The following is an 18,676-nucleotide window of genomic DNA, read 5'->3' on the forward strand; positions in this document are numbered from 1 at the left end:
GGCGCGACTACCCTCGGACGGGTGACACTCCTGCTCGGACCGGTGCTGCGGCACGTCGACGAGACCAGCGCCCTGGTCTGGGTGCAGACCTCCGGCCCGTGCCGCGTCTCGGTGCTCGGCTGCGACGCCGAGACCTTCGAGGTGGCCGGCCACCACTTCGCCCTGGTGCAGGTGACCGGGCTGACGCCGGACACCCGCACCGCCTACGAGGTCCATCTCGACGGCGAGCGGGTCTGGCCGCTGCCGCACTCGCCGTTCCCGCCGAGCCTGATCACGACGCGCGGCGCGGATTCCGAGGCCCACCAGCGGATCGTGTTCGGCTCCTGCCGCTACGTGAAGCTCGCCGACCCGAAGCAGGCCCGCCGGTACGGCCTCGACGCACTCGACGTCTACGCCGGCCGGATGGCCGGGCTGCCCCCGGAGACCTGGCCGACCACGCTGCTGCTGCTCGGCGACCAGGTCTACGCCGACGAGCTCACCCCGCAGACCCGGCGGCGGATCGCCGGGCGCCGGGAGCAGCACCCGGACTGGCCCGACGACGAGATCGTCGGCTTCGACGAGTACTCGGGCCTCTACCGCGACACCTGGTCGGACCCCGAGGTGCGGTGGATGCTCTCGACCGTCCCCACCGCGATGATCTTCGACGACCACGACGTCCGCGACGACTGGAACACCTCCGGCGCGTGGCGCGAGCAGATCGCCCGCAAGCCCTGGTGGTCCGAGCGCATCCGCTCCGGCCTGGCCTCGTACTGGGTCCACCAGCACCTGGGCAACCTCTCCCCCGCCGAGCTGGCCGCCGACCGGACCTGGCAGGAGGTGCAGGCCGCCGACGGCGACGTCTGGCCGCTGCTGTCGCAGCGGGCCGCCCGCTGGGACGTCGAGACCGGCACCGGCGACGCCCGCGGCAAGGACGAACGCTTCTCCTTCTGCTGGGAGCTGGGCCGTACCCGGCTGATCGTCCTGGACTCCCGCAACGGGCGGATCGTCGAGTCCACGCCGCGGCGGATGGTCTCCGACGCCGAGTTCGACTGGATCCGGACGAAGGCGCTCGCCCCCGGCGACGTGGACCACCTCGTGCTGGGCACCTCGGTGCCCTGGCTGATGCCGCAGGTCATCTCCGATCTGGAGGCCGCGACCGAGAAGGGCGCGGACGGGGCCGGCCGGGTCGCGGCGGTCGCCGAGTGGGCCCGCCAGGAGGCCGACCTGGAGCACTGACCCGCGTTCGGGCACTCCTTCGCCCGGCTCGCCGAGCTGATCCGCGAGGCGTGCCGCCCGCGTGGCGGGGACGCACCGCCCGCCACGGTGTCGGTGCTGTCGGGCGACGTCCACCACTCCTATGCCGCCGTCGCCGACGTGCACACCCACTCACCCGGGGACCGGCCGGGCCGTGGCCCGGAGGGCACCCGGGTCCATCAGCTGACCTGCTCCCCGGTGCACAACGTGGTCCCCGCGGTGATGCGGGTGATGTTCCGGATCACCTGGTCGCGGCTGCTGGGCAGGCTGACGACCCGCTGGACCCGCCGCACCGGGGCCGGCAGCGCGGGTGTGGCCTGGGAGCGGACGGCCGGCCCGCTGTTCGGCAACCTCGTCGCGACCCTGGAGACCGACGGGCGACGGGCGTCGTGCCGGTTCGAGCGGCCCCGCTCGGCCGCGGTGCTCGACACCGCGGCCGAGGTCGTGCTGACCCCGCAGTCGCCGCCCGCCGCGGCGCAGCAGCGCGCGGGGACGGTCCCGGCGGGCTGAGCGCGGCGCCGGCACCGCTGTCCCCCGCCCGACCGCGCACGCGCGTGACCGGTCCCGCTCAGAATCCGGTGCGGGCCAGCCACCCCGTCCAGACGCCGGCGTCGCCGAGGACCTGGAGGCGGTCGTCGTCGGCGGGGATCCGGCGGGTGACGCCCTGGAGCAGGTCGGCGGCGGTGCCGCGGACCGCGGCGTCGCCCTTGCCGTGCCCGTGCTCCCAGACGACCCGTCCGCCCGCGCCGCGGACCATCCACTCCCCCGCCCCGTCCGGGACGTCGTCGGTGGCGTGCAGGTGCAGCGTGGCGCCGTCGGCCAGCGGCGGCTCGTCGGCGGCGGGGCGGGCCGCGAGCAGACCCAGCCACTCCGAGACCCCGTCGGCGGCCACCTGCGGGTCGATCGGGAACGGCGCCCCGAGCGCGACGGCGGCGTCGGCGCGGTGCACCGTCGCCTCGTGCAGCCGCCGCCGCACCCACCACGCCGAGGGCCGCGGCCCGGTGAAGGTCCACACCGGCGCGGTCGGCCCCGCCGCGACGACGGCGTCGAGCAGCTCGGTCGCGCCGTCGCGCAGCCACTGCGCCGCGACCTCCGGGCCGCCCTCGGGCGGCTTGCCCCCGGGCACCTCGCGCGGGTCGAGGGCCTCGGTCGCACCGGTGGCGACCATCCGGGCCGCCCACCGGTGCCCGCGCCCGACGTGGCGGAGCAGCTGCAGCAGCGACCAGCCGGGGCAGGTCGGGACGGGGGTGGCCGGGTCGGCCGTCGCCAGCAGCGCGGCGAGCCGGTCGTTCTCGGCGAGCAGGACGGCGGCATACGGGTCGACAGCGGTGCGCTCCGGTGTCGTGGTCATGAATTCGTACCCCCGGTCGCGGAACATGTGGGTGGGTTGCGGCGAGTCGTGCATGACGGTCGCCCGATTCGGGTAGGCATGGATCATGCCGCCTCATCGCGACTGGACGCGACGGGGCGCGGGGCGGGCGCTGCTGTACTGGCCGTTGACGGCATTCCTGTTGGTGGCCGCGTTCCCCGCGTACTCCGTGGTGCTGGTCATCGCCTCCGGGATCCTGCTGCCCACCCTCGGTCTCGTCGCCGGCCTGGCCGGGAAGCGCTGGCGGGCGCGCAAGCTCGCCCGGGCGCGTCGTGCGCTGTCCGACGTCGTGGACACCACCCCGAGCGCCGAGGACGGCTCCGTCGCCCACGAGGACGGGTCCGGCGGGACCGGTCCGGGGGCCGCCTGGCCGACCGGCCGGCACGCACGGCGGGCCCATGAGCAGGCAGCTCCGGCCGCCGAGGAGCCCGCGGCACGCGACGCGGCCTGACCCGCACCGCACGACCCGTTGTGACGCTCGCCGACTTCCTTGTACGTCCAATACTAGGATGTCAAACTAAACCGGCCGGGACACCGCCGTCCGCCCGGCGGGAGGAACGTCGCCGATGAGCACGGAGATGAGCACGGGCACGAACGCCCAGGCCGAGCTGCACGTCCCCACGCATCCGGTCCGTTTCGTGACCGCGGCCAGCCTGTTCGACGGGCACGACGCCGCCATCAACATCATGCGCCGGATCCTGCAGCGCCAGGGGGCCGAGGTGATCCACCTCGGCCACAACCGCTCGGTCGACGAGGTCGTGACCGCCGCGATCCAGGAGGACGTGCAGGGCGTCGCGATCTCGTCCTACCAGGGCGGGCACGTCGAGTACTTCTCCTACCTGGTCGAGCTGCTGCGCGAGCGCGGCGCCGGCCACATCAGGATCTACGGCGGGGGCGGCGGCGTGATCGTCCCCGAGGAGATCGAGCTGCTGCACTCCCGCGGCGTCTCCCGGATCTTCTCCCCCGAGGACGGCCAGCACCTGGGCCTCCCCGGGATGATCAACATCATGATCCGCGAGTGCGACACCGACCTCGCGGCCCAGCCGCCGTCGTCGTTCGACGGGCTGTTCTCCGGGGAGACCGCCACGCTGGCGCGGGCGCTGACCCTCGCCGAGTCCGGGACGCTGCCCGCGGAGGTCCGCGAGCGCGTCGCCGCGTCCGAGCGGCCCGTCCCGGTCCTCGGCATCACCGGCACCGGTGGTTCCGGCAAGTCCTCGTTGACCGACGAGCTGGTGCGCCGCTTCCGGCTCGACCAGGAGGACAAGCTCCGCATCGCGGTGCTCGCCGTCGACCCGACCCGGCGCAAGGGCGGCGGTGCGCTGCTCGGCGACCGCATCCGGATGAACGCGCTGTCGTCCGGGTCCGCCGGCGCCGGAGGCGGTCACAGCCCGGTGTTCTTCCGCAGCCTCGCCACCCGCGGCGGCGACGGTGGCTCGCTGCCCGAGCGCCTCGGCGACACCATCGCGGTGCTGCGCGCGGCCGGGTTCGACCTGGTCGTCGTCGAGACCCCGGGCATCGGCCAGGGCGACGCGGGCATCGTCCCGTTCGTCGACCACTCGCTGTACGTGATGACGCCGGAGTTCGGCGCCGCGGCGCAGCTCGAGAAGATCGACATGCTGGACTTCGCCGACGTCGTCGCGATCAACAAGTTCGAGCGCCGCGGCGCCGAGGACGCCCGGCGCGACGTCGGCCGCCAGCTGGTGCGCAACCGCGAGGAGTTCGGCGCGACCTGGGAGGACATGCCGGTCTTCGGCACCTCGGCCGCCACCTTCAACGACGACGGCGTCACCGCGCTCTACCAGCACCTGCTCGGCCTCCTCGCCGAGGACGGGCTGGCCATCGGCGAGGGCAGGCTCCCCCGCGTCACGACCAAGACCTCCAGCCACCACGCCGCGGTCATCCCGCCGGACCGGGTCCGCTACCTCGCCGAGATCTCCCAGGCCGTGCGCGGCTACCACGCCGACACCGAGTCCCACGCGCAGGCGGCCCGCACCGCCCAGCACCTGCGCACCGCCGCCGAGCTGGTCGGCGGCGACGACCTGGCGCAGGCGCTCCGCACCGCCGAGAAGAAGGTCCCGGCCGAGTCCGCCGAGCTGCTGGCGGCCTGGCCGTCGCGGGTCGCGGACTACTCCGGCGACGAGTACGTCTACACCGTGCGCGACAAGGAGTTCCGCACGAAGCTGACCAGGGAGACGCTGTCCGGCAGCAAGGTCCGCCGGGTCGCGCTGCCCCGCTTCGACGACGACGCGGCGCTCCTGCGCTTCCTGCGCAAGGAGAACCTGCCGGGCTTCTACCCGTTCACCGCCGGGGTGTTCCCGTTCAAGCGCGAGGGCGAGGACCCGGCGCGCATGTTCGCCGGCGAGGGCGACCCGTTCCGCACCAACCGCCGGTTCAAGTACCTCTCCCAGGACTCCGACGCCAAGCGCCTGTCGACGGCCTTCGACTCGGTCACCCTCTACGGCCACGACCCCGACACCCGCCCCGACATCTACGGCAAGGTCGGCACCTCGGGCGTCTCGATCGCGACGCTGGACGACCTCAAGGCCCTCTACGACGGCTTCGACCTCTGCTCACCGACCACGTCGGTATCGATGACGATCAACGGCCCGGCGCCGACGATCCTCGCCTACTTCCTCAACACCGCGATCGACCAGCAGGTCGAGCGGTTCCGCGACGAGCAGGGCCGCGAGCCCGACGCGGGGGAACGCGAGGAGCTCGTCGCCTACGCGCTGGCGAACGTCCGGGGCACGGTGCAGGCCGACATCCTCAAGGAGGACCAGGGCCAGAACACCTGCATCTTCTCCACCGAGTTCTCGCTGCGGATGATGGCCGACATCCAGGAGTGGTTCATCGCGCACAAGGTGCGCAACTTCTACTCCGTCTCGATCTCCGGCTACCACATCGCCGAGGCCGGGGCGAACCCCATCAGCCAGCTCGCCTTCACCCTCGCGAACGGGTTCACCTTCGTCGAGAGCTACCTGGCGCGCGGCATGGACGTCGACGACTTCGCGCCCAACCTGTCGTTCTTCTTCTCCAACGGGATGGACGCCGAGTACACGGTGATCGGCCGGGTCGCCCGCCGCATCTGGGCGATCGCGATGAAGGAGCGCTACGGGGCGAACGAGCGCTCGCAGAAGCTGAAGTACCACGTCCAGACCTCGGGTCGGTCCCTGCACGCGCAGGAGATGAACTTCAACGACATCCGCACCACGCTGCAGGCGCTCTGCGCGCTCTACGACAACGCGAACTCCCTGCACACCAACGCCTACGACGAGGCGGTCACCACGCCGTCGCAGGAGTCGGTGCGCCGCGCGATGGCCATCCAGATGATCATCAACAAGGAGTGGGGCCTGTCGCTGAACGAGAACCCGCTGCAGGGCTCGTTCGTCGTCGACGAGCTCACCGATCTTGTGGAGGAGGCGGTGCTGCGCGAGTTCGAGTCGATCGCCGAGCGCGGCGGTGTGCTGGGTGCGATGGAGACCGGCTACCAGCGTGGCCGGATCCAGGACGAGTCGATGCTCTACGAGCACCGCAAGCACACCGGTGAGCTGCCGATCGTCGGCGTCAACACCTTCCTGAAGCCGGCCGACCCGGACGAGCAGCCCCAGGAGATCGAGCTGGCCCGCGCCACCGAGGCCGAGAAGCAGTCCCAGCTCGACCGGCTCGCGGACTTCCAGTCCCGGCACCGCACGGAGGCCGAGCAGGCGCTGCGGCGGCTCCAGGACGTCGCGACCGGCGACGGCAACGTGTTCGACGAGCTGATGAAGGCCGCACGGGTGTGCTCGCTGGGTCAGCTGACGACGGCGTTCTTCGAGGTCGGCGGGCAGTACCGGCGGAACATGTGAGGTCGGGGCGGGCCCGGGTGAGCCCGGCCCGCCCTACCGGGGTCGCGCCCCCCCCCTGCCGCGGGGGCGGGCCTCTCACCAGCGGCCGCGCCGGTTCGGGATCCGCGCGGCGGCCAGGCCGACCGCGGCGAGTGCCACCGCCAGCACCCCGTAGGCGATCCCGGCGGCGAGGCCCGGGTCGTCGGCGGCGGTGACGGCGGCGGTCAGCACCGACACCGCCGCGATCCCGCCCATCTGCCGGAACATGATGCGCAGCCCGGACACCGCGGCCACCTCGTCGGGCACCAGGTGCATGCCGGCGTTGTTGGCGGCAGGGCCGGACAGGCCCGTGCCCAGCCCGAGCAGCGTGGACCCGGCCAGCAGCCACACCGTGGGCCCACCGAACAGGGGCGTCACCGCGGTGACCACCAGCCCGGCGACGACGGCGACCAGCCCGCCGAGCAGCAGCGGCCGGAACCCGAGCCGGCGCAGCAGCGCCACCGCGACCGCCGAGGTGACGATGGTGCCGATCGCGCGGCCGGTGAGCAGTGCCCCGGCGACGAACGCGGGAAGGTCGTAGCGGACCTGGGCGTAGAGCGGCAGGGTCGCCGAGAACCCGATCACCACGGCGCCGAAGACGACGTTGGTGACGTTCATGATCCCCAGACCGCGTCCGGCGAGCAGGTGCACGGGGACGACCGCGTCGGGCCGCCGCCGGGCGTGCCGGACGAACACCGCACCCGCCACCAGTGCGACCACGCCGGCCAGGACGGTCCAGCCCGGCCCGGACGCGGGCGAGCCGAGCCGGGTGATGGTCAGCATCGTGGCGAGCAGGGTCAGGACGAGCAGTGCGATGCCGGCGGCGTCGATCCGGGCGGTGCGCCGGTGCGGCGGGTCGTCGACCAGCGCCAGCCCGACCGCGACGAGCAGGATCCCGATCGGCACGTTCACCAAGAAGATGCCGTGCCAGGTCCAGGTGGTGAGCACCAGCCCGCCGACCAGTGGTCCGAGGATCGCGCCGATCGGGAAGACGCTGGTGAACAGGGCGAGCGCCCGGTCCCGGTCACGGCCGAACTGGTGGGCGACGATCCCGTTGGCGGCCGGCAGCATCACGCCGCCCGCGAGGCCCTGCACCAGCCGGCAGGCGATGAGCACGCCGATCGAGGGGCTGAGCGCGCTCAGCGCGGACATCACCGTGAACGCGGTGACCCCGGCCAGGAACATCCGGCGGCCGCCGAAGCGGTCGGAGAGCCACCCGCCCAGCGGCAGCGCGAGGATCTGTCCGACGGCGGCGACGGTCACCACCCAGGCGGTCCAGGCCAGGTCGGCGCCGAGGTCGCCGCTGATCGTGGTCAGCGCGGTGGCGACCGACGTGCCGTCGAGGGAGAACATCAGCAGCGCCAGGCCGACGACGGCGAACACCGGCACCCGGCGGGGCAGCGGGTCGTCGCCGGGCAGGCCGGCGGAGCCGTCCCCGGGCGGGCGGTGGGTGTCGTGGGCGGCGTCGGTCACGTGGTGGGCACACCTGTCTTCCCGGAGGAAACGGACATGATGTGCTTACCACAAGCTAATCACCTCGGGCGGGGCGGCCAGCTCGCGATCACCTGGCCTGGCCGGCGTCAGCGGCGGGAGCGGTTGCGGCGACGGCCGCGGTTCCAGCCGCCGAGGATGCCGATCGCCTCGACGAACGACTCGGCGGCCTTGGAGAGCTTGCGTCCGGCCTTCCGCATCGGGTTCCTCCGAAAGTTCCGTGGTGCTGGGGGCGAGACCCCACCGTGACAGACCGCGACGGGCCGCGAGCACGGGGGCACTGCTCCGCAGGGGTGGCGGACCGGACGGCACCACTCCCACGCTCCGGGTTCCCACCACCCGCTCGGACGACCACGACTCGGCGTGTCGGGTGGCGACGGCACCGATGGAGCAGCGCCGCGGCCGCTGCGACGCCTCACTGGTCCAGGTGGGCAGAAGCGCGTGTCACACCGCGGGTGCCGGGGTCCGGCGCAGCACGAGCGCCAGCGCCAGCGCGCCCAGCAGCAGCACGCTGACGTAGCCGGTCACCCCGGCCCAGCCTGCGTGGTCGTAGGCGACCCCACCGAGGGCGCCGCCGATGCTGGACCCGGCGTAGTAGCCGACCAGGTACAGCGACGAGGCCTGGGCCGGCACCGCCCCCGGCAGCATCGCCGAGCGGCGCCCCACCCACGAGCTGGCGACCGAGTGCGCCCCGAAGAAGCCGACGGTGACCATCAGCAGCCCCGCGAGGGTGGTGGGCAGCAGATCGGGCAGGGTCACCCAGATCCCGGCGAGGGCGAGCAGCGTCGCCACCCACAGCACGGGGCGGCGCCCGAACCGGTCCCCCAGGCGCCCGGCAGCGGTGGAGGCCCAGCTGCCGGCGAGGTAGCCGAGGAACACCAGCCCGACGAGGGTGCCGGGCAGCGAGAACGGCGGGGCCAGCAGCCGGAAGCCGAGATAGTTGTAGACGGTCACGAACGCGCCCATCAGCAGGAACGCCATCCCGAACAGGCACAGCAGACCCCGGTCGGTGAGGTGGCGACGCAGCGGCCCGCCGAGATCGCGCAGCCGGGTGCGGGCCGGGGTGGGCGCCGTCGCGGGCGGCAGGAGCAGCCGGAAGACGACGGTCGCGAGCACCGAGACCACACCGACCGCGGCGAGGCCCGCCCGCCAGCCGCCGAGCTCGGCGACCCACGACGCGACGAGCCGCCCGGACAGCCCGCCGAGGGTGTTGCCGGCGATGAGCAGCCCGACCGCACCGCCGAGGTGCCGCGGGGCCACCTCGTGGGTGACGTGGGCCATCGACAGCGCGGGCAGTGCCGCGAGGGCGATCCCCTGCAGCCCGCGCACCACGACGAGGGTCTCGAACGTGGGCGCCAGCGGGGCGAGCAGCGCGAGCACCGCCGACGCCGCGAGTGCCCAGGTCATGACCCGCGCCCGCCCCCAGGACTCGGTGAGCGCGGACAGCGGCAGCACGGCGAGGGCGAGCGTGCCGGTGGTCGCCGACAGCACGAAGCTGGCCGTGGACGAGGAGACGCCGAACTCCGCCGAGAGCGTCGGCAGCAGCCCCTGCACGCTGTAGACCAGCACGAACGTCGCCAGACCGGACAGCCACAGGGCGACGCCGAGCCGCCGGTAGCCGGGCGTGCCGCGCTCGTGCGGCGGGGCGGTCCGGGTGGCGGTCGGGGCTGGCAGGTGCGCGGTCGTTGTCATCGCATACGACCGTAGGCACTGTCGATGCATGCGTCCAATGCATGCATCGACGCCCTATCATTCACCCATGCATGAGTCGTTGTCGCCGGCGCTGCACCGGTTCGTCGCGGTCGCGCGCGACGGTCACCTCACCCGCGCCGCGGAGCGGATCGGGGTCCCGCAGCCCACGCTGTCCCGGGCGATCGCCCGGCTGGAGGACGAGCTGGGCGTCGCGCTGTTCCGGCGGGCCGGGCGCGGGCTGGCCCTGACCGTGGCCGGGCGCACCCTGCTGCCGCGGGCCGAGGCCGCGCTGGCCGAGCTCGCCGCGGGCGTGGCCGAGGTCGCGGGCGACGCCGACCCGGTGACCGGCCGGGTCGCACTCGGCTTCCTCGGGACGATGGGCACCACCGCGGTGCCGGGCATCCTGCGGGAGTTCCGGGAGCACCACCCGCGGGTGCGGATCGAGCTGGTGCAGGTGCCGCACGCCGCGCTGCTGGAACGGGTCCGCGACGGCCGGGTCGACCTGGCGCTGACCTCCCCGATGCCCGACGAGCCGGGGCTCGTCGCGACCCCGCTGGCCGAGGAGGAGCTGCTGCTGGCGGTGCCGTCCGGGCATCGGCTGGCGGGCGCGGACTCCGCGGATCTCACCGAGGTCGCCGACGACCCGTTCCTGCTGTTCGCCCGCGGCTACGGGCTCCAGGGCGTGGTGGAGTCGTGGTGCGCGCAGGCCGGGTTCCGCCCGCGGCGGGCGTTCGAGGGCGGGGAGACGGCGACACTACGCGGCCTGGTCGGGGCCGGGCTGGGCGTCGCGCTGCTCCCGGCCGGACCGGACGTGCCGGGCGTGGTGCAGGTGCCGGTGCGCAGCCCGCACACGGTCCGGACGCTGGGGATGGTGCACGCGGCCGACCCGCGGCCGACCGCACCGGTGCGGGACCTGCGGGCCTTCGTCGTCCGGCACGGGCCGCGCTGGCTGGTGCCGACCGGCTGAGCCGGCGCCGCCGGCCCGACCGGGACGCCCGGGACGCGGGCCGACCGCCGTCCCCGGCCGGTCGGCGCCCGTCGGGTTACGGTCGGCACCATGACTGCGGGAGTGGAGGCACCGGTCGACGACGAGGGCCGCGAGGTCGGTGTCCCCGGCACCGTACGGCGGGTCGTGTCGATCGTGCCGTCGCTGACCGAGGCGCTGGAGGCGACCGCGCCCGGCATCGTGGTCGGCGCGACGGACTGGTGCACCCACCCCGCCGACCTCCGTGCGGAACGGGTCCGCGGGACGAAGAACCCCGACGTCGAGCGGATCGTCGCGCTGGCGCCGGACCTCGTCGTCGCCAACCAGGAGGAGAACCGGCTCCCCGACCTGGACGCGCTGCGCGCCGCGGGTCTCCCGGTGTACGTGACCGACATCCGCGACGTCGACGGCGGGCTCGACTCGCTGGGGCGGATGCTGGCCGCGTGCGGGCTGGACGAGCCGGGCTGGCTGCGCGAGGCCCGTGCGCTGTGGGCGGCGGTCGAGCCCGCCCGCGACCGTCGCCGGGCCGTGGTCCCGATCTGGCGCAGGCCATGGATGGCGGTCGGCTCGGACACCTTCACCGGTGCCGTGCTGGACCGGCTCGGCGTCGACAACGTCCTGGCCGACTCCCCGGAGCGCTATCCGCGCTTCGACCCCGCCGACCTGCCCGAGCACGATCTCGTCGTGCTGCCCGACGAGCCGTACCTGTTCACCGCCGAGGACGGCCCCGAGGCGTTCGACGCGCCGTCGGTGCTGGTCAGCGGGCGGCTGCTGACCTGGTACGGCCCGAGTCTGCTGGAGGCGGCACGGGAGCTGCCCGGCGCGCTGGCGGGCGCAGGCCGACCGGCCCGCTGACCCGGCCCGGCGTCGGTACGGTCGATCCCATGGCGACCGTCGACGAGGATCTGCTGACCACGCTCATCGCGCGACTCGACCTGGACGCGAAGGTCCGGCTGCTGACCGGGGCCGACTTCTGGTCCACCCCGGCCGAGCCCGCGATCGGGCTGCGCCGGATGGTGCTGTCCGACGGTCCGTCGGGCGTGCGTGGGGAGAGTTTCGACGAGCGGTCCCCGTCGCTGTCGCTGCCGTCGTCGACGGCGCTGGGGGCGACCTGGGACCCGGAGCTCGCCCGCCGCTACGGCTCGACCCTGGGCGCCGAGGCCCGCCGGCAGCACGCCGACGTCGTCCTCGGGCCGACGATCAACCTGCACCGCACCCCGTTCGGTGGCCGCCACTTCGAGGCGCTGTCGGAGGACCCGCTGCTGACCGGCGAGCTCGCCGCCGCGTACGTGGAGGGGCTGCAGGCGCACGGGGTCGCCGCGACGCCGAAGCACTACGTCGCCAACGATGCCGAGTCCGAGCGCTTCACCGTGGACAACGTCGTCGGCGAGCGGGCGCTGCACGAGCTGTACCTGGCCGCGTTCGAACCGGCCGTCACCCGGGGCGGGGCCTGGGCGGTCATGTCGGCCTACAACGCGGTCAACGGGGCGACGATGAGCGAGAACCCGCTGCTCACCGAGCCGCTCACCGGCGAGTGGGGCTTCGACGGGCTCGTGATGTCGGACTGGGGCGCGGTGCGCACCACCGTCGCGTCGGCGCGCGCCGAGCAGCACCTGGTGATGCCCGGCCCGGTGAGCACCTGGGGCGAGCGGCTGGTGGCGGCGGTGCGCGGCGGCGAGGTCGACGAGTCCGTCGTGGACGGCAAGCTGCGCCGGCTGTTGCGCCTGGCCGCCCGGGTCGGTGCGCTCGACGGGGGACCGACCCCGCCCCCCGCCCCGGCCCCCGGGGACGGCGCCACCGTGGCCCGCGAGCTCGCCGCCGCGGGCAGTGTCCTGGTCCGCAACACCGGCGAGCTGCCGTGGGACGCCTCGGCGCTCGGGACGGTCGCGGTCCTCGGGCACAACGCCGCGCTGGCCCGCACCCAGGGCGGCGGGAGCGCCACGGTCCGGCCCGCCGCGGTCGTCGCGCCGCTCGACGGGCTGCGCACGGCACTCGGCGGGGACCGCGTGCGGTACCGGCTGGGCGCGCAGGTCGCCGAGGGGGTGCAGCCGTTCGACCCGGAGACGGTCACCGACCCGGTGACCGGGGAGCCCGGCCTGCGCGCGGTGTTCCGCGCCGCGGACGGCACCGCGCTGCGCAGCGAGCACCGGCTCGGGGCCTCGCTGATCTGGATGGGCGGAGAGATCCCCGGCGGCGCCGAGACCGTCGAGGTGTCGACGCGGTGGTCACCCGAGCCCGGAGCGCACCGGATCGGGGCCGCCGCCGTCGGGCACGTGACGGTGAGCGCCGACGGAGCGACCGTGCTCGACACCGAGGCCGTCCTGACCGGCGACGAGGGGCCGGGCGCGGCGATCTTCGAGGCGCCGTCGGCGACCGCGGAGATCACCACCGACGCGCCCGTCGACCTGGTGTTCCGGTTCCGCCCCTCCGGCGGTGAGGCCGGGATGGCGCTGTTCGCGCTGACCGTCGGGACCGAGACCGTCGTCGCCGACCCTCGGGCCGAGGTGGCGGCAGCGGCCTCGCTGGCGGCGGACTGCGACGTCGCGGTCGTGGTCGTCGGGACGAACGACCGGATCGAGAGCGAGGGCTTCGACCGCACCTCGCTCGCGCTGCCCGGCCACCAGGACGACCTGGTCCGGGCGGTCGCCGCGGCCAACCCGCGCACCGTGGTGGTGGTCAACTCCGGGGCACCGGTGCTGCTGCCCTGGCGCGACGAGGTGGCCGCGGTGCTGCTCGGCTGGTTCGGCGGCGAGCGGTTCGGCGACGCCGTCGCCGACGTGCTGCTCGGGCACGCCGAGCCGGGCGGGCGGCTGCCGACCACGTGGCCCGCCACCGGCGAGGAGCGCTCGGTGCTGTCCGGGCGCCCGACCGACGGCGTCCTGCGCTACGACGAGGGCGTCCACCTCGGGCACCGCAACTGGCTGCGCCACGGCGAGACGCCGGCGTACCCGTTCGGGCACGGACTGGGCTACACCACCTGGACCCTCGACGACGCCGTCGCCGGGCCCTGGTCGGCCGACGGCGTCGCGGTGACGGTCACCCTGACCAACACCGGCGACCGGGCGGGCCGCCAGGTCGTGCAGGCCTACCTGTCCCGGACCGGCTCCGACGTCGAACGCCCCGCCCGCTGGCTGGCCGGCTGGGCCGTCGTCGACGCCGCCCCCGGCACGACGACGGCCACCGTGACGGTGTCGCGGCGCGCGTTCCGCCACCGCGCGGGCGGGGTGTGGGCGACCGAGCCGGGCACCTACGAGCTGCACCTGGGGTTCTCGGTCGCCGACACCCCGCTGCACGCGACGGTGGAGGTCGTCGGCGAGGGCTGAGCCGGCGGGTCAGCCGTGCGCCGCCCGGAGCAGGTCCGAGCACTTCTCGCCGATCATCATCGTGGTGATGTTCGGGTTGACCACCGGCAGGAACGGCATCGCCGACGCGTCGGCGACCCGCAGACCCTGCACCCCGCGGACCCGCAGCTGCGGGTCCAGGACGGCGTCCGGGTCGCCGTCGGCGCCCATCCGCGCGGTGCACGCCGGGTGGTACACCGTGTTGTGGGTCTTGTTGATGTAGTCGGCGAGCTCGTCGTCGGTGACGGCGTCCGGGCCCGGCGCCAGCTCGGCGGCGATCCACTCCTTCAGCTGCGGCTGCTCGGCGATGCGTCGGGCCAGCCGGATGCCCTCGGTCATCACCCGCATGTCGTGGCCCTCGGGGTCGGTGAAGTAGCGCGGGTCGACCCGGGCCCGGTCGCGGAAGTCGCGGGTCCGCAGCCGCACGGTGCCCCGGGACCGGCCGCGGGTGACGTTCGGGGTGAGGCAGAACCCGTTGTCGGTGGTCGGGTAGCCCCAACGCAGCGTGTTCATGTCGAACGGGACCGAGCCGTAGTGCATCATCAGGTCCGGCCGGTCCAGGGCCGGGTCGGTGCGGTGGAACAGCCCGATCTCCCACCACTGGGTGGACTCGGTGACCATCGGCTTCGCGGCGTCCCAGAAGACCAGGCCCTCCACATGGTCGTCGAGGTTCGACCCGACGCCGGGCAGGTCCGAGCGGACCTCGATGCCGAACTCGCGCAGGTGCTCGCCCGGGCCGATGCCGGAGAGCATCAGCAGCTTCGGGGTGTCGATCGCCCCCGCGGAGAGGATCACCTCGCGGTCGGCGTGCACCGTCTCGCGGCCGGGGCCGATGCCGCGCTGGTACTCCACGCCGGTGGCGCGGGTGCCGTCGAACAGCACCTGCGACGCCCAGCAGTCGGTGCGCACCTCCAGGTTCGGACGCGAGTCCAGGATCGGGTGCAGGTAGGACACCGACGCCGAGGCGCGGGTGCCGTCGGGGAAGGAGTTGATCTGGAAGTACCCGGCGCCGTCGGTCACGGTGTGGCCCTCGTTGAACCGCACCGTCGGCATGCCGACCTGCGCTGCGGCGGCCAGCACGGCGTCGCCGCAGGGGTCCTTCGCGGGGATCTGCATGAGGTTGACCGGGCCGGAGCGGCCGTGGCCGTCCCAGTCGCCGTCGTTGGTCTCCAGGCGCCGGATCAGCGGCCAGCACTCCTCGGCGGACCAGCCGGTCAGGCCGGACGCGGCCCACTCGTCGAGGTCCTCCCGCGGGGTCCAGAAGGCGATGCAGGAGTTGTGCGAGCCGCAGCCGCCGAGCACCTTCGCGCGGGCGTGGCGCATGTGGGAGTTGCCGCGCTCCTGCGGCTCGACCGGGTAGTCCCAGTCGTAGCCGGAGTCGAGCAGCGCCATCCAGTCGGTGAGCCGCAGGATGTTCGGGTCACCGACGTCGGACGGTCCGGCCTCCAGCAGCAGCACCCGCACCGCGGGGTCCTCGGAGAGCCGCGCGGCGAGCGCGCAGCCCGCCGAGCCGCCACCCACCACGACGTAGTCGAACCGGTCGGTCATGCCGTCTCCCCCATGCCCTGCTCGATCTCCTTCGCCCGGTGCTCGGGCAGGCAGCCCAGCCCGTGACGGCCGCGCAGCCGGAACCAGGCCAGCCCGGCGAGCGCGACGACGCCGATGAACAGGAACGCGACGAACCGCAGCCACCCGGTGCCGTAGACCTCCTCGCGGGGCCACGCCAGGTTGATCGCCATCGCCGCGCCCCACAGCACCGCCAGCACGTTGACCGGCAGGCCGAGGCGCCCCAGGGAGAAGTACCCCTTCTGGCCCTCGTCCGGCCACCGCCCGCGCAGCCGCCGCACCAGCATCGGCACCGTGACCAGCAGGTACGCGATGTAGATCATGATGATCGCCACACTGGTGACCGCGGTGAAGACCTCGGGCACGCCGACGTTCGCGACCAGGATGAGGATCGCGACCACGCCGACGACGATCGCCGGCACCACCGGCGTCTTGTGCTTCGGGTCGATCCGGGCCAGCACCGACCCCGCGGGCAGCGCGTTGTCCCGGGCCATCGCGAACATCAGCCGGATCGCCGCGGTGTGCACCGCGAGCAGGCAGACGATCACCGCGATGCTGATGGTGATCAGGAAGATCCGGCCGATCGTGCCGCCGGCGACCTCCAGCAGCACGAGCTGCCCGCCGCCGTCCTTGGTGCCCAGGCGCGGGTCGGCCAGGTCGGGTGCGGCCAGGATGATGCCGAGCAGGATCAGCCCGCCGAGCACGAACGAGGCGATCACCGCGCGCAGGATCGCCGCCGGGGCGGTGCGCCGCGGGTCGACCGTCTCCTCACCGAGCGAGCTGGCGGTGTCGAAGCCGTACATGACGTAGGCCGAGGCGAGCGCCGCGACGAGGAACGTGCCGAAGTACCCGCCGCCGCCCGCGGCCGGGGCCGGGGTCTCGAACAGCACCGAGACGGGGTTGCGGATGCTCAGCAGCAGCGCCACGACGATGACGACGGCGGCGATCAGCTCGATGAACACCCCGGTGGAGTTGATCCGCGCCATCAGCTTCACCCCGACGGCGTTGATCACCGTGGTGAGCACGATCAGGATCGCGCCGAGCAGCACGCCGTTGACGGCGGCGTCGCCCGCGTCGGAGGCGTCGCCGACGAGCTGGAAGCCCGACCAGATCTGCGGGAACGTGAGCTGCGCGGCCAGCGCGACCGCCGCCAGGGACACCACCGAGGCGGTGAACATCATCCAGCCGGCGAGCCAGGACACGGTCGGCCCGGCCAGCTGCTTGGACCAGTTGTAGACCGACCCGGCGACCGGGTAGCGCCCGGCCAGCTCGGCGAACGACAGCGCCACCATGAACTGGCCGGCGAACACCATCGGCCAGGACCACCAGTAGGCCGCACCACCGGTGCCGAAGCCGAAGTAGAACAGCTGGAACGTGCCGGTCAGGATCGAGATGTAGCTGATCCCGGCCGCGAAGCTGGCGAACTTGCCGATGCTGCGGTCGAGGGTCTGGCTGTAGCCGAACTCGGCGAGCCCTCCCCCGTCGCCGTCCGCGTCCGGTGCGGGATCCCGCCGGGCGGGTTCGGGAACGGTCATCCTGGACCTCCTGGGCCGTTTCGTCGCGCCATCATGGCGGTATCAGCGGCCCGAGAACCATCCCTGGGGCTGCGGAGCCGTGTTGGTCCAGACGTGCTTGATCTCCTGGTACTCGGCCAGCCCGGTCGGCCCCAGCTCGCGGCCGTTGCCCGAGCGGCCCATGCCGCCCCACTCCGCGCCCGGGAAGTACGGGTGGAAGTCGTTGATCCAGACGGTCCCGTGGCGCAGGGCGGACGCCACCCGGTGGGCCCGGCCCATGTCGGCGGTGAACACCGCGCCGGCCAGGCCGTACTCGGTGTCGTTGCCGAGCCGGACGGCCTCCTCCTCGGTGCTGAACCGCTCCACGGTCAGCAGCGGGCCGAACGTCTCCTCGCGGATCAGCCGCGATCCCGGCGCCAGGTCGGTGATGACGGTCGGCAGGTAGAAGTAGCCCTTCGCCAGTTCCGGGTCGTCCGGACGGGCACCGCCGCACCGGATGGTGGCACCCTCGGCGCGTGCCGCGGCGACGAAGTCCTCGATCTTGGCCAGGTGCGCGGCGGAGACCAGCGGCCCGACCTCGACACCGTCGGTGAGGCCGTTGCCGAGCCGGATCAGCTGCGCGCGGCGCACCACCTCGTCGACGACGGCGTCGGCGATCGAGTCCTCGATGATCAGCCGGGCGCCCGCGGAGCAGACCTGTCCGGAGTGCAGGAACACCGCGAGCATCACGTAGTCGACGGCGAGCTCGAAGTCGGTGTCGGCGAACACGATGTTCGGGTTCTTCCCGCCCAGCTCGACGGCGGTGCGCTTCACGGTCTCGGCCGACGCCCGGATGATCTTCTGGCCGGTGGACAGCCCGCCGGTGAAGCTGACCATGTCGACGTCGGCGTGCTCGGTGAGCGGGGCGCCCACCGAGGGGCCGTCGCCGAGCACGATGTTGACCACCCCGGCCGGGATCCCGACCTCCTCGCACAGCTCGACCAGCACGATCGAGGTGAGCGGGGTGACCTCGCTGGGCTTGATCACCATCGTGTTGCCGGCCGCGATCGCCGGGGCGACCTTCCAGGACAGCTGCAGCAGCGGGTAGTTCCACGGCGTGATCAGCGCGCACACGCCGACCGGCTCGTGCACGATCCGCGACACGACGGCCGGGTTGCCGGTGTCGACGATCCGGCCGGCGTCCTTGTCGGCGAGCCCGGCGTAGTAGCGGAAGACGGCGGTGACGTCGTCGACGTCCTGGCGGCCCTCGGCGATCGTCTTGCCGGTGTCGAGGGTCTCCAACCGGGCGATCTTCTCCCGGTCCCGGACCAGCAGGTCGGCGATCCGACCGAGGAGCGCCCCGCGCTCGCCGGTCGTGGTCCGCCGCCACGGCCCGTCGTCGAAGGCCCGGCGGGCGGCGGCGACCGCACGGTCGACGTCGTCGGGCCCGGCCTGGTCGACCTCGGTGACCGTCGAGGCGTCGTAGGGGTTGACCACCGGGGCGGTCCCGGCGGATCCGGTGGTCCAACTTCCGTCGATGTAGAGGCTCGGCACGGCGCGAGCTTTCACCGGAAACGGGTCGGTGTGCAAACCCGGGCCCGTCGTCCTCGCGCGGGAGATGGTCACGCTTTCCGGTCGCCCCG

The 18,676-nt window shown here is 73.7% G+C and carries 13 protein-coding genes; 7 read left to right on the plus strand and 6 right to left on the minus strand.

Features of this window, described 5'->3' with window-relative positions; translation table 11 throughout:
* Nucleotides 1–21 precede the first annotated feature (21 nt).
* A complete protein-coding gene (locus Ae331Ps2_RS00305) occupies nt 22–1,215 on the plus strand; it encodes an alkaline phosphatase D family protein (RefSeq protein ID WP_249265651.1) in 1,194 nt (397 codons plus the stop codon).
* Between the two features lie 87 nt (nt 1,216–1,302).
* Entirely contained in the window at nt 1,303–1,743 is a 441-nt protein-coding gene (locus tag Ae331Ps2_RS32920; protein ID WP_249265650.1) for a hypothetical protein, read from the plus strand.
* Nucleotides 1,744–1,801: 58 nt separating this feature from the next.
* Here Ae331Ps2_RS32920 and Ae331Ps2_RS00310 read toward each other — a convergent pair whose 3' ends face one another.
* Nucleotides 1,802–2,584, minus strand: a complete 783-nt coding sequence (locus tag Ae331Ps2_RS00310; protein ID WP_075313068.1) for a maleylpyruvate isomerase family mycothiol-dependent enzyme — start codon at nt 2,582–2,584, stop codon at nt 1,802–1,804.
* Between the two features lie 85 nt (nt 2,585–2,669).
* On the opposite strand from Ae331Ps2_RS00310, the gene Ae331Ps2_RS30870 reads away from it, so the two are divergent.
* Together Ae331Ps2_RS30870 and icmF are read left to right on the plus strand one after the other, a co-directional pair.
* A complete protein-coding gene (locus Ae331Ps2_RS30870; RefSeq protein WP_139318977.1) occupies nt 2,670–3,053 on the plus strand; it encodes a hypothetical protein in 384 nt (127 codons plus the stop codon).
* Nucleotides 3,054–3,180: 127 nt separating this feature from the next.
* A complete protein-coding gene (gene icmF / locus Ae331Ps2_RS00320) occupies nt 3,181–6,447 on the plus strand; it encodes a fused isobutyryl-CoA mutase/GTPase IcmF (protein ID WP_075329813.1) in 3,267 nt (1,088 codons plus the stop codon).
* 75 nt (nt 6,448–6,522) lie between these two features.
* Here icmF and Ae331Ps2_RS00325 read toward each other — a convergent pair whose 3' ends face one another.
* Nucleotides 6,523–7,938: an MFS transporter gene (locus Ae331Ps2_RS00325; protein ID WP_083695082.1), complete on the minus strand. Its 1,416-nt coding sequence runs from the start codon at nt 7,936–7,938 to the stop codon at nt 6,523–6,525.
* A gap of 462 nt (nt 7,939–8,400) precedes the next feature.
* Nucleotides 8,401–9,648: an MFS transporter gene (locus tag Ae331Ps2_RS00330; RefSeq protein WP_075311459.1), complete on the minus strand. Its 1,248-nt coding sequence runs from the start codon at nt 9,646–9,648 to the stop codon at nt 8,401–8,403.
* Between the two features lie 67 nt (nt 9,649–9,715).
* Between Ae331Ps2_RS00330 and Ae331Ps2_RS00335 the strand changes: the two genes are divergently transcribed.
* The 3 genes from Ae331Ps2_RS00335 (at nt 9,716) to Ae331Ps2_RS00345 (ending at nt 13,956) form a co-directional block, all read left to right on the plus strand.
* Nucleotides 9,716–10,615 (plus strand): LysR substrate-binding domain-containing protein, encoded by a 900-nt coding sequence (locus Ae331Ps2_RS00335; RefSeq protein ID WP_170918318.1) that lies wholly within the window; start codon nt 9,716–9,718, stop codon nt 10,613–10,615.
* A 90-nt stretch (nt 10,616–10,705) separates the two neighbouring features.
* Nucleotides 10,706–11,488, plus strand: a complete 783-nt coding sequence (locus Ae331Ps2_RS00340) for a helical backbone metal receptor (protein WP_075311455.1) — start codon at nt 10,706–10,708, stop codon at nt 11,486–11,488.
* Nucleotides 11,489–11,517: 29 nt separating this feature from the next.
* The gene (locus tag Ae331Ps2_RS00345) at nt 11,518–13,956 is read left to right on the plus strand and encodes a glycoside hydrolase family 3 C-terminal domain-containing protein (protein ID WP_075311453.1); all 2,439 of its coding nucleotides are present in this window, start codon (nt 11,518–11,520) and stop codon (nt 13,954–13,956) included.
* A 9-nt stretch (nt 13,957–13,965) separates the two neighbouring features.
* Here Ae331Ps2_RS00345 and Ae331Ps2_RS00350 read toward each other — a convergent pair whose 3' ends face one another.
* From Ae331Ps2_RS00350 to Ae331Ps2_RS00360, 3 genes are read right to left on the minus strand one after another with little or no spacing between them, the layout of a single operon-like run.
* Nucleotides 13,966–15,522, minus strand: coding sequence for a GMC family oxidoreductase (locus tag Ae331Ps2_RS00350; RefSeq protein ID WP_075311451.1), 1,557 nt, complete (start codon nt 15,520–15,522; stop codon nt 13,966–13,968).
* The gene (locus tag Ae331Ps2_RS00355) at nt 15,519–17,075 is read right to left on the minus strand and encodes an APC family permease (RefSeq protein WP_020625992.1); all 1,557 of its coding nucleotides are present in this window, start codon (nt 17,073–17,075) and stop codon (nt 15,519–15,521) included. Before Ae331Ps2_RS00355 ends, Ae331Ps2_RS00350 begins: the two co-directional genes overlap by 4 nt.
* Nucleotides 17,076–17,117: 42 nt before the next feature.
* A complete protein-coding gene (locus Ae331Ps2_RS00360) occupies nt 17,118–18,587 on the minus strand; it encodes an aldehyde dehydrogenase family protein (protein ID WP_075311449.1) in 1,470 nt (489 codons plus the stop codon).
* Between the last annotated feature and the right edge of the window lie 89 nt (nt 18,588–18,676).

The organism is Pseudonocardia sp. Ae331_Ps2 (assembly GCF_001932405.1).
GTDB lineage: Bacteria > Actinomycetota > Actinomycetes > Mycobacteriales > Pseudonocardiaceae > Pseudonocardia.